Raw genomic sequence first — 13,637 nt, 5'->3', positions numbered from 1 at the left:
GTCAAGGCCTCCGATGCCTGGCCCGTCGCGCCGGTGCCCGGCCGTTGTCCCGGCGACGGGCCGGTGACACCATGCCGAGGATGGCCGTCACCGCCCGTGCAGAGGCGGGCCCGTCGATAACGCGCCACCCCAACCGCACCACAGCGAGCCTGCCATGACCGTAGAGACCGTCACTCCCCCGCGCCGTTTCCGCGGCAGGCCCCGTGGCCGCGACCTGCCCCCCGTCGCCCTGGCCTCCCTGCGCCAGCTGCTCGGGGACGAGCGCCGCGACCCGGGACTTCGACGCCGCGACCTGCTGATCGAGCACCTGCATGTCCTCCAGGATGCCCATGGCCATCTGTCGCTGGTGACGCTGCGCGCGCTGGCGGCCTACATGAACCTGCCCATGGCGGCGGTCTACGAGACGGCGACCTTCTATGCCCACTTCGACGTGGTGCATGACGACCAGTCGCCGCCGCCGGAGGTGACGGTGCGGGTCTGTGACTCGCTCTCCTGCCAGCTGGCCGGGGCGGCGACGCTCCAGGCGCAACTGGAGGCCGGCCTCGACCTCCAGGCGGTGCGGGTGGTGCGCGCGCCCTGCATGGGGCGCTGCGATACCGCGCCGGTCGTCGAGGTGGGTCATCATCACGTGCGCTACGCCACCGCCGAGGGCGTGGAGGCGGTGGTGGATACCGGCCATTACCATCCCGAGGCGATCGTCTGGCAGCGACTGGCCGACTATCGCGCCGAGGGGGGCTATCGGCTGCTCGACGACTGCCGCGAGGGGCGCGTCACGGTCGAGACGCTGATCGTCGAGCTCGAGCGGGCCGGGCTGCGCGGCCTGGGCGGCGCGGGCTTCCCGACCTTCAGGAAGTGGCGGTCGGTGCGCGAGGCGCCGGGCCCGCGCTACTGCGCGATCAACGCCGACGAGGGCGAGCCCGGCACCTTCAAGGATCGCCACTACCTCGAGCGCTCGCCGCACCGCTTCCTCGAGGGCGCCCTGGTCAGCGCCTGGGCGGTTCAGGCCGAGGCCCTCTACCTCTACCTGCGCGACGAGTACCCCGGCCTGCATCGGGTGCTGCACGCGGCGATCGAGGAACTCGAGGGCGTCGGCCTCGCGGCGCCGGGGTACATCGTGCTGCGTCGCGGCGCCGGCGCCTACATCTGCGGCGAGGAGTCCGCGATGATCGAGTCGCTGGAGGGCAAGCCCGGCAAGCCCCGCCATCGTCCCCCCCTGGTGGCCCAGGTGGGGCTCTTCGGTCGTCCGACCCTGGTCAACAACGTCGAGACGGTCTACTGGATCCCGCTGATCCACGAGAAGGGCGCCGACTGGTTCGCCGGCCACGGCCGGCACGGCCGGACGGGCCTGCGGAGCTTCTCGGTCTCCGGGCGGGTTCGCCGGCCCGGCGTGCACCTCGCCCCGGCCGGCATCACCCTGGCCGAGCTCGTCGAGGAGTACGCCGGTGGCATGGCCGAGGGCCACCGGCTCGCTGGCTACCTGCCGGGCGGGGCGTCCGGCGGCATCCTGCCGGCGAGCAAGGCCGATATCCCGCTGGACTTCGACACCCTGCAGGAGGCGGGCTGCTTCATCGGCTCGGCGGCCGTGATCGTTCTTTCGGATCAGGATGACCTGCGTGCCGTGGCCACCAACCTGCTGGCCTTCTTCGCGGACGAGTCCTGCGGCCAGTGCACCCCGTGCCGGGTCGGCACCGAGAAGATGCTGGCGCTGCTCGAGCGCGACGAATGGCGGGTCGAGGAGCTCGAGCGGCTCTCCCGGGTGATGATGGACGCCTCCATCTGCGGGCTGGGCCAGGCGGCGCCCAACCCGGTGCTGGGACTGCTCAAGGACTTCCGCGACGAGCTCGCCGACCAGCACGTGATCGTCAAGGGGTAGGGGAGAGGACCATGAGTGACGAGCGAGTCAACGAGACCTTCACCCTGACCCTGGATGGCATGGACGTGAGCGCCCACCCGGGCGAGAGGCTCTGGCAGGTGGCGAAGCGCGCCGGCGAGACCATCCCGCACCTCTGCTTCAAGGACGCCCCGGGCTATCGAAGCGACGGCAACTGCCGGGCCTGCATGGTGGAGATCGAGGGCGAGCGCGTGCTGGCGGCGAGTTGCCTGCGCGAGGCCCGCCCGGGGATGGTGGTGAGAAGCGCCAGCTCCGAGCGTGCCCGAGTCGCCCGCGAGGGCGTCATGGAGCTGCTGGCCGCCGACCAGCCCGGCCGCGACGAGGGCCCCGACCGCGCGAGCCACTTCTGGGCCATGGCCGATCAGCTTGCCATCGATGCCACGGCGGCGCGCGAGCGCTGGCCGGCGCGAGCGGCCACCACGGTGCACCACGTGCATCCCCCCGAGCACGCCCGTCGGGCGTCCCCCCGCCACGACGCCAGCCATTCGGCGATGCACGTCAACCTCGACGCCTGCATCACCTGCGGCCTCTGCGTGCGAGCCTGCCGCGAGGTGCAGGGCAACGACGTCATCGGCCTGGCCCATCGGGGCGCCGCGGCCAAGGTCGTCTTCGACTTCGACGATCCCATGGGCGACAGCACCTGCGTGGCCTGCGGCGAGTGCGTCCAGGCCTGTCCCACCGGGGCGCTGATGCCGGCCACCCTGGTCGACGAGGCCGGCCGTGGCGACTCGGCGGTGGCCGACCGCCGGGTGGACTCTGTCTGCCCCTTCTGCGGGGTCGGCTGCCAGCTCACCTACCATGTCGCGGGCGAGCAGACCCAGGACGAGCGCATCCTGTTCGTCGAGGGCCGCGACGGGCCTTCCAACCAGAACCGGCTGTGCGTGAAGGGCCGCTTCGGCTTCGACTACCCGCGCCATCCCGCGCGGCTCACCCGGCCGCTGATCCGCCGGCCGGGCGTGCCCAAGGGGCTCGACCCCGACTTCGACCCGGCCCGTCCCGAGACCCATTTCCGCCAGGCCAGCTGGGAGGAGGCGCTGGACGCCGCCGCCGGCGGGCTCACTGCGCTGAAGGCCGCCCATGGCCCCGCGGCCCTGGCGGGCTTCGGCAGCGCCAAGTGCTCCAACGAGGAGGCCTGGCTGTTCCAGAAGCTGGTGCGGACCGGCTTCGGCAGCAACAACGTCGACCACTGCACGCGGCTCTGCCACGCGAGCTCGGTCGCGGCGCTGATGGAGTGCCTCGGCTCCGGGGCGGTGACGGCGTCGTTCATGCAGGCGCTCCAGGCCGACGTGGTGATCCTCACCGGCTGCAACCCGGCGGTGAACCACCCGGTGGCGGCCACCTACTTCAAGCAGGCGGCGCGCCGGGGCACCCAGCTGATCATCCTCGACCCGCGTGGCCAGGCGCTGGATGCCTACGCCAGCCTCAGCGTGCGCTTCACGCCGGGGGCCGACGTGGCGCTGTTCAACGCCATGCTCAACGTGATCGTCGGCGAGGCGCTGTATGACGACGCCTACATCGCCGCGCACACCGAGGGCTTCGAGGCCCTCAAGGCCAGCGTCGTGGACATGACGCCCGAGGCCATGAGCGGACTGTGCGGGGTGGCCCCGGAGACGATCCGCGACATCGCCCGGCGCTATGCCACCGCCGAGCGGGCGATGATCTTCTGGGGCATGGGCATCTCGCAGCACACCCACGGCACCGACAACGCCCGCTGCCTGATCTCCCTGGCGCTGGCCTGCGGCCAGACCGGGCGACCGGGCACCGGCCTGCATCCGCTGCGCGGCCAGAACAACGTCCAGGGCGCCTCCGATGCCGGCCTGATCCCCATGGTGCTGCCGGACTACCAGCCGGTGGGCGACGCCCAGCTGCGTGCCGCCTTCGAGGAGCTCTGGAACACCCCGCTGGAGGAGCGCCCGGGGCTCACCGTGGTCGAGGTCATGGACGCCATCCACGCCGGCGAGGTGCGCGGCATGCTGATCCAGGGCGAGAACCCGGCGATGTCCGACCCGGACCTGCACCACGCCCGCGGGGCCCTGGCCAGGCTCGAGCACCTGGTGGTCCAGGACCTGTTCGTCACCGAGACCGCCCAGTTCGCCGACGTCATCCTGCCGGCCTCCGCCTGGCCGGAGAAGGACGGCACGGTGACCAACACCAACCGCCAGGTACAGCTCGGTCGCGCCGCCGTGGCGCTGCCCTTTGATGCCAGGCCCGACTGGTGGATCCTCCAGGAGATCGCCCGGCGCTTCGGGCTGGCCTGGGACTACGCCCACCCCCGCGAGGTCTTCGCCGAGATGAAGCAGGGGATGGCCTCGCTGGATCACATCTCCTGGGCGCGCCTGGAACGCGAGGGCTCGGTGACCTACCCCTGTCCGGCGGAGGATGCCCCCGGGGCGGACGTGGTGTTCGGTGAGGCCTTCCCGCGCGAGGGCGGACGTGCACGGTTCTCGCCGACCCGGCCGCTGCCGCCGGACGAGCCCGTCGATGCCGACTATCCCACGGTGCTGACCACCGGCCGCCAGCTGGAGCACTGGCACACCGGCTCGATGACCCGTCGCAGCCGGGTGCTCGACGCGCTGGAGCCGGAGGCGGTGGCCAGCCTGTCGGCGGGAGAGCTCGACCGGCTGGGCGTGGCGCCCGGCGCGCCGCTGACCATCACCACCCGGCGTGGGGCCATCACCCTGAGGAGCCGGGTGGACCCGGGGATGCCAGACGGCATGGTGTTCGTGCCCTTCTGCTACGCGGAGGCCGCGGCCAACCTGCTGACCAACCCGGCCCTGGACCCCTACGGCAAGATCCCCGAGTTCAAGTACGCCGCCTGCCGCCTGAGTCGAGTGGAGGCGGCATCGGCCTCGGTGTCCAATTCCTCATGAGGATCTGGCGCCGGGGCCTCAGGTGCTCTGGCCGACCAGGAGCTTGAAGCCCACGTCGTGCTGGCGTCGCGTCACCGGCTGATGGTCCAGACGTCTCAGGACCTGTTCCGCCGCCCGCCTTCCCATGGCCTCACGGGGTGACTGGATGGTGGTCAGGCGCGGTGTGACGTGCTGGCCGAGCGGCAGGCCGTTGAAGCCCGCGATGGCCATATCCTCGGGCACCCGCAGGCCAAGGCGCTGCGCATGGAGCAGGGCACCGGTCGCCAGGTCGTCGTTGGCGAAATGGATGGCCCGTGCGTCGGGAAAGTCCTCCAGGACACGGTCGAGCCCGGCCGCCCCCGCCGCCAGGCTGCCCAGCTGGTCGAGCTCGATCAGGGGAGCCTCCAGGCCGGCCGCTTCCAGTACATGGCGATGCCCCGAGAAGCGCATGCCGGCTCGGTAGTCCCGGTCCATGCAGGCGCCCACGTAGACGATCGAGCGATAGCCCCGCTCCAGCAGGTGGTGGGCCATGCAGCGCCCGGCCTCCTCATGGTCGAGCCCGACGTTGAGGTCCAGGGCCTCCCCCAGCTCCATCACTTCCATGATCGGCTTGTCCCAGTTGCTCATCAGGGTGCGGCAGCCCTCGCTGTGACGCAGCCCGGCGGTGACCAGCGCCGAGCAGGACCAGCCGAGGAACGTTCGGATCAGCTGCTGTTCGCGCTTGAGGTCGTAATCGGTGTTGCCGAGCAGGATCTGGTAGCCCCGGGCCTCGAAGGTTTCCTGAAGGCCCTTGATCACCTCGATGAAGACAGCATTGGCCAGGGACGGGACGATCACCGCGATGAAGCGGGAACTGGAGGAGGCCAGGCTGCCGGCGACGAGGTTGGGCACGTAGCCCACCCGGTCGACCGCCTCGAGGACCCGCTTGCGTGTCTCCTCGTTGACCCGTTCGGGCGTATTCAAGGCACGGGAGACCGTGATGGAGGAGACCCCGGCCGCCTCGGCGACATCCTTCAGGGTGGGTTTTGCCGAGCCACGCCTGTGTCGTGATCTTGAGGTTTCCTGATTAGACATTGGTCTCATCCTTGTCCGCTGAGCTTGCCGCTGGGAAATCACTCGTATAGAACTATGTTAGCGCTAACATGACAGCGCTACCATCACGATTTACAGGGCCATCGGGAGATCGAAAGGTGAGCGACATTTCCGCAATCACGCCTCGCATCGGGGTCATCGGCCTGGGGGCCATGGGCATGGGCACGGCCACCGCGCTGCTCGAGCAGGGCATGACGGTGACGGGCTGTGACGTCTCCCCTTCGGCTCGCCGTGCCTTCGAGGACGCGGGCGGTCAGTGCGCCGCCACCCCTGCGGAGCTGGCGGCGCACTGCGACATCGTGCTCCTGGTGGTCGTCAATGCCGACCAGGTCGAGCAGGTCCTGTTCGGTGACCAGGGCCTCGTGGGCCACCTTGCCCCCGGCAGCGTGGTGCTGCAGTGCGCCACCGTCGCCCCCAGCATCGCACGTCGGCTCGGCGAGCGGCTGGCCGAGGCCGGGCTCGCGATGCTCGACGCGCCGATCAGCGGCGGGGCGGCCAAGGCGCGCGCCGGTCAGCTGTCGGTGATGGCGTCCGGCACCTCGGCCGCGTTCGACAAGGCCTCGCCGGCCCTCGACGGCATGGCCGCCACCGTCTATCGCCTGGGCGAAGAGGTCGGCATCGGCTCGAGCATGAAGCTCGTCAACCAGCTGCTGGCCGGGGTGCATATCGCCACCGCCGCCGAGGCCCTGGCCCTTGGCATCCGCCTGGGGCTGGACCCGGAGACCGTCTATGAAGTGATCACCCACTCGGCGGGCAACTCCTGGATGTTCGAGAACCGGGTGCCTCACATCCTCAAGGGCGACTATACGCCGCTCTCCGCCGTCGATATCTTCGTCAAGGACCTCAACATCGTCCATGAGACCGGGCGCGAACTGGCGATGCCGACCCCGGTGGCGGCCAGCGCCCTGCAGCAGTTCACCGCCGCCAAGGGAGCCGGCTTCGGTCGCGAGGACGATTCGGCGGTGATCAAGGTCTACGAACGGCTGTCGGGCATCACCCTTCCCGAGGCGGCCAACGACGACGGTGAGGTGTGAGCATGGGGATCGTGCTGGGCGCCATCGCCGACGACTTCACCGGAGCCACCGACCTGGCCAACAACCTGGTGCGCAGCGGCATGCGCTGCGTTCAGGTCATCGGCGTACCCGAGGCGCCGCTGGCGCTGGAGGACGTGGACGCCGTGGTCGTGGCCCTGAAGTCCCGCTCCTGCCCCGCGTCCCAGGCGGTCAGCGAGTCCCTCGCCGCCCTGGACTGGTTGCAGGCGCAGGGGGCGCGCCAGTGCTTCTTCAAGTACTGCTCGACCTTCGACTCCACCGACAAGGGGAACATCGGCCCGGTCAGCGACGCCCTGCTCGAGCGCCTGGCGGCCGCCCAGACGGTGATGGTGCCGGCATTCCCCGTCAACGGCCGTACCGTCTATCAGGGGCATCTCTTCGTCGGGGACCGGTTGCTCAACGACAGTGGCATGCAGCATCACCCGCTCAATCCCATGCATGATGCCGACCTCGTTCGGGTGCTGTCGCGTCAGACCCGCAGGCCGGTCGGGCTCGCCCCACGGCAGGTGCTGGCTCAGGGCCCCGAGGCGACCCGTCGGCATCTCGATGCGCTACGCGCGGAGGGTGTCTGCCACGTGATCTGCGACACCCTCGATGAGCGGGACCTCGAGGTGATCGCCGAGGCCGTGGTCGACATGCCGCTGGTGACCGGAGGGTCGGGCCTCGGCCAGGCGCTGCCCGAGCAGTACCGGCGTCGAGGCTGGCTGGCCGAGGTGGCCGAGGCGGGACGGTTGTCTCCTTCCGGCGGCAGTGCCCTGGTGCTCTCCGGGAGCTGTTCACGGGCGACGCTCGGGCAGGTCGACCACTTCCTCGCGCATCATTCCGGCTTCGCCCTGGACCCGCTGTCCCTCGACGAGGGTCCGTCGCACCTGCAGGCGGCCCTGGATTTCGCACGCGAGCGGCTGGCCGACGGGGGGCCGGTGCTGGTCTATGCCTCGGCCGACCCCGACCGGGTCAAGGCCGCCCAGGCGGCCCTCGGCACGGAGCATGCCGGTCGTCTGGTGGAAGAGGCACTGGGTTACCTGGCCACCCGTCTGGTGGACGAAGGGGTGGGGCGTCTGGTGGTGGCCGGTGGCGAGACCTCAGGGGCCGTGGTCTCGGCGCTGGGCCTTCGCACCCTGCGCATCGGCGAGCAGATCGATCCCGGCGTGCCCTGGACCCAGGTCCCGCTGGAGGGTGACCGGGCGCCCCTGTCCCTGGCCCTCAAGTCGGGCAACTTCGGCGGCCCCGATTTCTTCACCCGTGCCTTCGAGGTGCTGCCATGAGCGCCCCTGCCATCAATGCCCTGCGCGACCAGATCGCCACCCTCGGCCAGTCCCTGTTCGACCGAGGCCTGACCATGGGCTCCAGCGGCAACATCAGCGTGCGCCTGGAGGATGGCGGCTGGCTGATGACGCCTACCAACGCCTGCCTGGGACGTCTCGATCCGGCGCGCATCTCGCGCCTCGACCGTGACGGTCACCTGGTCGATGGCGACAGGCCGACCAAGGAACACTTCCTGCACACGGCGATGTACGAGGAGCGTCCCCAGTCCGGCGCGATCGTCCATCTCCATTCCACCCATTCGGTGGCCGTCTCCTGCCTGCCCGATGTCGATCCCTGCGACTGCATCCCGCCGTTGACCGCCTATTATGTGATGCGCGTGGGTCGCTTGCCGCTGGTGCCCTACCACATCCCCGGCGACCCGAGCCTGGGGGACGCCGTGCGGGGCCTGGCGGGTCGACACAGCGCGGTGCTGCTGGCCAACCATGGCCCGGTGGTCGCCGGCAAGTCGCTGGAGGCGGCCGTCTACGCGACCGAGGAACTGGAGGAGACCGCCCGGCTGTTCCTGCTGCTGCGAGGCCAGAATCCGCGCGGCCTGACGCCCGAGCAGGTCGCTGAACTCGAAGCGCGCTTTCCGCGCGACTGAGCCGACACCGAGGACGCATCATGATCCGACTGGCCGCCAACCTCAGCATGCTGTTCACCGAGCATGATTTCCTCGACCGCTTCGCGGCGGCGGCCGACGCCGGCTTCCATGGCGTCGAGTACCTGTTTCCCTATGCCCATGCCCCGGAACGCGTGGCCGAGGCGCTGCGCGACTCAGGGCTAGAGCAGGTGCTGTTCAACCTGCCTCCCGGTGACTGGGAGGCTGGTGAGCGCGGCCTGGCCAGCCTGCCGGGCCGCGAGGACGAGTTCCGGGGTTCCGTGGTCGAGGCCCTGCGCTATGCCGAGGCCCTGGCCTGTCCCCGGGTGCATGCCATGGCCGGGCTGCTGCCCGAGGATGCCGATGACGAGATCCGCGAGGCGCACCACGCCACCTACCTGGCAAACCTGCGCTTCGCCGCGAGTGAAGCGGCCAGCGCGGGGCGCGAGCTGTTGATCGAGCCGATCAACACCCGTGACATGCCCGGCTATTTCCTGTCCCGGCAGGACCAGGCCGTGGCAGTGCTCGAGAGCGTGGGGGCCGACAACCTGCGCCTGCAGTTCGATCTCTACCACTGCCAGATCATGGAGGGTGACCTGATCCGTCACCTGGAGCGGCTGCTGCCCCATATCGGCCATGTGCAGATCGCCGGGGTGCCTGAGCGCCACGAGCCTGATGTCGGCGAGGTCCATTACCCCGCGGTGCTCAAGCGACTCGAGACCCTGGGCTACCGCGGCTGGGTCGGCTGCGAGTACCGACCGGCGGCCGGCACGCGCGACGGGCTGGGCTGGGGCAAGCCCTACGGTCTAGTGAGCTGAGCCGTCCATGCATTCCACCAACGCCAACGTCAAGTGAGAGCACCATGCACATAGCGATCACCGGCGCCGCCGGTTTCCTCGGCCAGCGCCTCGTGGCCCAGCTCCTGGACCGCGGTGAGCTCAATGGCGACGCCATCCGCCGCCTGACCCTGGTCGACCAGACCGCGCCGCCTGCCATTGATCGGGAGGGCATCGAGGTCCAGTCCCTGGCGCTGGACATCAGCGCCTCAGGGGCCCTGGATCCGGTGCTGGAAGCCCGACCCGACGTCATCTATCACCTGGCCGCGGTGGTCAGCTCGGCGGCCGAGGCGGACCTCGACCTGGGCATGCGGGTCAACTTCGATTCAACCCGCGCGCTGCTGGAGGGCTGTCGAGCCTACGGCCTTTCCCGGACCCGGCTGATCATGGCCAGTTCCGTGGCGGCCTACGGGGGGGAGTTGCCGTCGGTGCTCGACGACATGACGGCGCTGCATCCCCAGAATTCCTACGGCACCCAGAAGGCCATGAGCGAGCTGCTGGTCAACGACTACAGTCGTCGTGGGCTGGTCGATGGTCTGGTGCTGCGTCTGCCTACCATCGTGATCCGACCGGGCCGTCCCAATGCCGCCGCATCGAGCTTCGCCTCCAGCATCCTGCGCGAACCGCTGAACGGCGAGGAGGCCGTCTGCCCGGTGTCCACCGACCTCGAGTTGTTCGTGATGTCGCCGGGCAGGGTGGTCGACGCCCTGATCCATGGCGCCGAGGTTTCGGGTGACTCTCTGGGTTCCTTCCGTGCCTTCATGTTGCCGGGGATCACCGTGAGCGTCGCCGAGATGCTCGAGGCGCTGCGCGAGGTCGCCGGGGACGAGGCCCTGGCTCGGGTCCGCCATGAAGCCGATCCCCGCATCGAGGCCATCGTCGGCAGCTGGCCGGGGCGCTTCACCAACGAGCGCGCCCGCCAGCTGGGGTTCGAAAGCGACAATAATTTCCGAGAGATCGTCGAGGCCTTCCTCGACGAACGTGCCTGACTCCGGAACCACGCGTCCCGGGGTCCTTCCCAAGCGTGTCAAAGCAAAATGAGGTAACAACAATGAACGCCACCTTCACACGCCGCAGCCTGGTTACTGCCATTACCAGTGTCACGACCGCCGCCCTGGCCATGGGGGCCCTGAGTGCCCAGGCGGCCCAGACCGTCAACCTGGGCCATACCCTTTCCGACAGCTCCCACTACTCGGTCGGTGCCGACGCCTTCAAGGAGACCCTGGAGCGTCTCAGCGACGGCGAGTTCGAGGTCGTGGAGCATCCTTCCGGTGCCCTGGGCGGCGAGCGCGCCATGATCGAGGGCCTGCAGATCGGCACCGTGGACGTGGTGATCACCTCCACCGGCCCGCTCGGCAACTTCGTGCCGGGGACCTATGTGCTCGACCTGCCGTTCCTGTTCAAGGACTACGACCAGGCGCGTTGCGTGCTGGACGGTGAGGTCGGCCAGGACCTGCTCGACGAGATGAGCGAGCACAACCTGGTGGGCCTGGCCTGGTCCGAGAACGGCTTCCGCCACATGACCAACAGCAAGCGGGCGGTCACCTCCCCCGCCGATGCCGAGGGCCTCAAGGTCCGCACCATGGAGAACAAGGTGCACATGGAGGCCTTCGAGCAGATGGGCGTGCACCCCACGCCGATGGCCTTCCCGGAGGTGTTCACCGCCCTGCAGCAGGGCACCGTGGACGGTCAGGAGAACCCCATCACGGTGATCGTCGCCACCAAGTTCTGGGAAGTGCAGGATCACCTCTCGCTGACCGGGCACGTCTACTCGCCCGCCGTGGTGCTGGGTTCGCCGATCCTGATCGACGGGCTCTCCGAGGAGGAGCGTGGCTGGTTCGAGCAGGCCGCCCAGGCCTCCGCCGAGGCCACCCGCGAGGAAGTGTCGCGTCTCGAGCGTGATGGTGTGGAGCTGCTGCGTGAGAAGGGCATGACCGTGAACACGGACATCGACAAGGGCCCGTTCCAGGAGGCCGTCAAGCCCGCCTACCAGATCTATACCGACCAGTACGGCAGCGAGATGCTCGACCGTGTGCGGGGCAGCGATTGCTGATCCGCTGAATCGACGCCCCGGCACCCCCGTCCGGGTGCCGGGGTCCCGTTTCTTAGATGGTGGCCACGATGCTGCAACTCTTTCTCAGCGTCGAGCGCCAGACCACGCGTCTGGCCCTGCTCGGCGCCATTCTCATGCTGATCGTTTCGGTCACCCTGGGCTTCTACCAGGTGATGACGCGATTCGTCTTCGATGCCCCTTCGACCTGGTCGGAGGTCATTTCCCGCTCTGCCATGATCTGGTGTGTCTTCCTCGGGGCCGCGGCAGGCTTCCGGGGCGGCTTCATGATGTCCGTGGAGGTCATCTACAAGCTGGTACCGGGCCGTCGCCTGATCTGGCTGGAAGGGCTCATCGCCGCGTGCTGCACATTGGTGCTGTTCGTGCTGATCTACTTCGGCACCGCCATGACGCTGCGCGTCCAGTCACAGATGCTCTCCGGTCTCGAGGTCTCCATCGCCTGGGCCTATGCCGCCATGCCGGTGGGCGCCAGTTTCGCGTTGATTGCAGTGGTGGCGCGCCTGCTCGCCCAGGCCGCCGGCCAGGAAATCATCGGGCCCGACGTGGAAGAGTCGCTTCCTGGCTCGCCGGCGGTGGCCGGCAACGACCCGGACGGTGCCGCTGCCCCCGGCAACCCCCATGACAGGAGTGAACACCCATGAATGCCGCCATCGGCCTCTCGCTGATCATCCTGTTCAGCCTCGGGGTGCCCATTGCCGTCTCGATCGTGCTGGCCTCGATCATCGGCATCGAGTTCTTCACGCCGCTGCCCCTGCTGCTGGTGCCCCAGCAGATGTTCGTGGGCATCGACAATTTTCCCCTCATGGCGATCCCGTTCTTCATCCTGGCGGGCAACCTGATGGCCGCGGGCGGCATCTCCCGTCGCCTGGTGGACCTCGCCAAGTCCCTGGTCGGCGGCCTCCAGGGCGGGCTGGCCATGACCTGCGTGCTGACCTGCATGATGTTCGCCGCGGTCTCAGGCTCCAGTGTGGCGACCACCTTCGCCATCGGCTCGATCCTGATTCCCGCCATGGTCAAGCACGATTACCCGCGCCCGCTGGCGGCCTCCATCCAGGCCTCCTCCGCGGAGCTGGGGGTGCTGATCCCGCCCTCCATCCCGCTGATCCTCTACGGGGTGAGCACCGATACCTCGATCGGCAAGCTGTTCATCGCCGGTATCGGCCCGGGCCTGCTGATCGGCGGTGCCCTGCTGCTGTTCCTCTACCTGTTCTGCAAGGTTCGCGGCTACGGATTGCGTGATCGGGAGGATCGTCACGACTTCCCCACTGCCTTCAAGCGGGCCTGGGCCGCCCTGCTGATGCCGGTGGTGGTGATCGGCGGCATCTACGGCGGTGTCTTCACCCCCACCGAGGCTTCGGCCGTGGCGGTGGTCTATGCCCTGGTCGTCGGGGGGCTGATCTACCGTGAGCTCCCCCTGTCCGAGCTGTTCCCGATCTTCAAGGAAAGCGTGATCTCGACGACGGCGGTGATGCTGATCATCGCGGCCGCGGCGCTGTTCAGCTTCCTGATCAGCCGCTCGGGTCTGCCGGGCGAGGTCGCGGCCTGGGTGACCCAGGTCTTCGACAGCCCCATCGCCTTCCTGCTGGCGGTGAACGTCATGCTGCTGGTGGTCGGGATGTTCATCGAGACCTCCGCCGCGATCCTGGTGCTGGCACCGATCTTCACGCCCATCGCCATCCAGTACGGCATCGACCCGGTGCACTTCGGCCTGATCGTCGTGGTGAACCTGGCGCTCGGCATGTTCACGCCGCCACTCGGCGTCAACCTCTTCGCGGCCTGCGCGGTGGCCAAGCTGTCCGTCGACCAGCTGCTGCCCTGGCTGATGAGGTTCGTGCTGGTGGTGCTGGCCTGCCTCATCGCCATCACCTATCTGCCCTGGATCTCGCTGGGGCTGGTCGACCTGCTCTATTGATGACAACGACGACTGTGACGACAACCAT

General features: G+C 69.0%; 11 protein-coding genes. 10 read left to right on the top strand and 1 reads right to left on the bottom strand.

The features are described 5' to 3' along the window. Positions 1-154 precede the first annotated feature (154 nt). Positions 155-1,873: an NADH-ubiquinone oxidoreductase-F iron-sulfur binding region domain-containing protein gene (locus BOX17_RS07435; RefSeq protein WP_071943201.1), complete on the top strand. Its 1,719-nt coding sequence runs from the start codon at positions 155-157 to the stop codon at positions 1,871-1,873. Between the two features lie 11 nt (positions 1,874-1,884). Further along, positions 1,885-4,761: a molybdopterin-dependent oxidoreductase gene (locus BOX17_RS07430; RefSeq protein ID WP_071943199.1), complete on the top strand. Its 2,877-nt coding sequence runs from the start codon at positions 1,885-1,887 to the stop codon at positions 4,759-4,761. A gap of 18 nt (positions 4,762-4,779) precedes the next feature. Here BOX17_RS07430 and BOX17_RS07425 read toward each other — a convergent pair whose 3' ends face one another. Beyond that, positions 4,780-5,703, bottom strand: coding sequence for a LacI family DNA-binding transcriptional regulator (locus tag BOX17_RS07425; RefSeq protein ID WP_341853296.1), 924 nt, complete (start codon positions 5,701-5,703; stop codon positions 4,780-4,782). A 287-nt stretch (positions 5,704-5,990) separates the two neighbouring features. Here BOX17_RS07425 and ltnD point away from each other — a divergent pair, with 287 nt between their 5' ends. The 8 genes from ltnD (at position 5,991) to BOX17_RS07385 (ending at position 13,609) form a co-directional block, all read left to right on the top strand. Next, positions 5,991-6,866, top strand: coding sequence for an L-threonate dehydrogenase (gene ltnD / locus BOX17_RS07420; protein ID WP_244272302.1), 876 nt, complete (start codon positions 5,991-5,993; stop codon positions 6,864-6,866). 2 nt (positions 6,867-6,868) lie between these two features. Continuing rightward, the gene (gene otnK, locus BOX17_RS07415) at positions 6,869-8,149 is read left to right on the top strand and encodes a 3-oxo-tetronate kinase (RefSeq protein ID WP_071943193.1); all 1,281 of its coding nucleotides are present in this window, start codon (positions 6,869-6,871) and stop codon (positions 8,147-8,149) included. Next, a complete protein-coding gene (gene otnC, locus BOX17_RS07410) occupies positions 8,146-8,793 on the top strand; it encodes a 3-oxo-tetronate 4-phosphate decarboxylase (RefSeq protein ID WP_071943191.1) in 648 nt (215 codons plus the stop codon). The genes otnK and otnC overlap by 4 nt, the downstream gene beginning before the upstream one ends. A 20-nt stretch (positions 8,794-8,813) precedes the next feature. Beyond that, positions 8,814-9,608 (top strand): 2-oxo-tetronate isomerase, encoded by a 795-nt coding sequence (otnI, locus tag BOX17_RS07405; protein WP_071943189.1) that lies wholly within the window; start codon positions 8,814-8,816, stop codon positions 9,606-9,608. Between the two features lie 44 nt (positions 9,609-9,652). Continuing rightward, the gene (gene denD / locus BOX17_RS07400) at positions 9,653-10,615 is read left to right on the top strand and encodes a D-erythronate dehydrogenase (protein ID WP_071943187.1); all 963 of its coding nucleotides are present in this window, start codon (positions 9,653-9,655) and stop codon (positions 10,613-10,615) included. A gap of 62 nt (positions 10,616-10,677) precedes the next feature. Then, positions 10,678-11,679: a TRAP transporter substrate-binding protein gene (locus BOX17_RS07395; RefSeq protein ID WP_083582108.1), complete on the top strand. Its 1,002-nt coding sequence runs from the start codon at positions 10,678-10,680 to the stop codon at positions 11,677-11,679. Positions 11,680-11,747: 68 nt separating this feature from the next. After that, positions 11,748-12,338: a TRAP transporter small permease gene (locus BOX17_RS07390; protein WP_083582107.1), complete on the top strand. Its 591-nt coding sequence runs from the start codon at positions 11,748-11,750 to the stop codon at positions 12,336-12,338. Beyond that, positions 12,335-13,609 carry a TRAP transporter large permease gene (locus BOX17_RS07385; RefSeq protein ID WP_071943185.1) on the top strand — a complete coding sequence of 425 codons (1,275 nt, stop codon included), beginning with the start codon at positions 12,335-12,337 and terminating at the stop codon, positions 13,607-13,609. Before BOX17_RS07390 ends, BOX17_RS07385 begins: the two co-directional genes overlap by 4 nt. Positions 13,610-13,637 lie beyond the last annotated feature (28 nt).

Origin of the sequence: Halomonas aestuarii (assembly GCF_001886615.1) — a bacterium.
GTDB classification, from domain to species: domain Bacteria; phylum Pseudomonadota; class Gammaproteobacteria; order Pseudomonadales; family Halomonadaceae; genus Halomonas; species Halomonas aestuarii.
This window is presented reverse-complemented; position numbering and strand designations above follow the sequence as displayed.

Bases quoted from the DNA above. Each gene is read 5' to 3' on its own strand.
- BOX17_RS07435 (WP_071943201.1), top strand. From the start codon at position 155: ATGACCGTAGAGACCGTCACTCCCCCGCGCCGTTTCCGCGGCAGGCCC.
- BOX17_RS07430 (WP_071943199.1), top strand. From the start codon at position 1,885: ATGAGTGACGAGCGAGTCAACGAGACCTTCACCCTGACCCTGGATGGC.
- ltnD (WP_244272302.1), top strand. From the start codon at position 5,991: ATGGGCACGGCCACCGCGCTGCTCGAGCAGGGCATGACGGTGACGGGC.
- otnK (WP_071943193.1), top strand. From the start codon at position 6,869: ATGGGGATCGTGCTGGGCGCCATCGCCGACGACTTCACCGGAGCCACC.
- otnC (WP_071943191.1), top strand. From the start codon at position 8,146: ATGAGCGCCCCTGCCATCAATGCCCTGCGCGACCAGATCGCCACCCTC.
- otnI (WP_071943189.1), top strand. From the start codon at position 8,814: ATGATCCGACTGGCCGCCAACCTCAGCATGCTGTTCACCGAGCATGAT.
- denD (WP_071943187.1), top strand. From the start codon at position 9,653: ATGCACATAGCGATCACCGGCGCCGCCGGTTTCCTCGGCCAGCGCCTC.
- BOX17_RS07395 (WP_083582108.1), top strand. From the start codon at position 10,678: ATGAACGCCACCTTCACACGCCGCAGCCTGGTTACTGCCATTACCAGT.
- BOX17_RS07390 (WP_083582107.1), top strand. From the start codon at position 11,748: ATGCTGCAACTCTTTCTCAGCGTCGAGCGCCAGACCACGCGTCTGGCC.
- BOX17_RS07385 (WP_071943185.1), top strand. From the start codon at position 12,335: ATGAATGCCGCCATCGGCCTCTCGCTGATCATCCTGTTCAGCCTCGGG.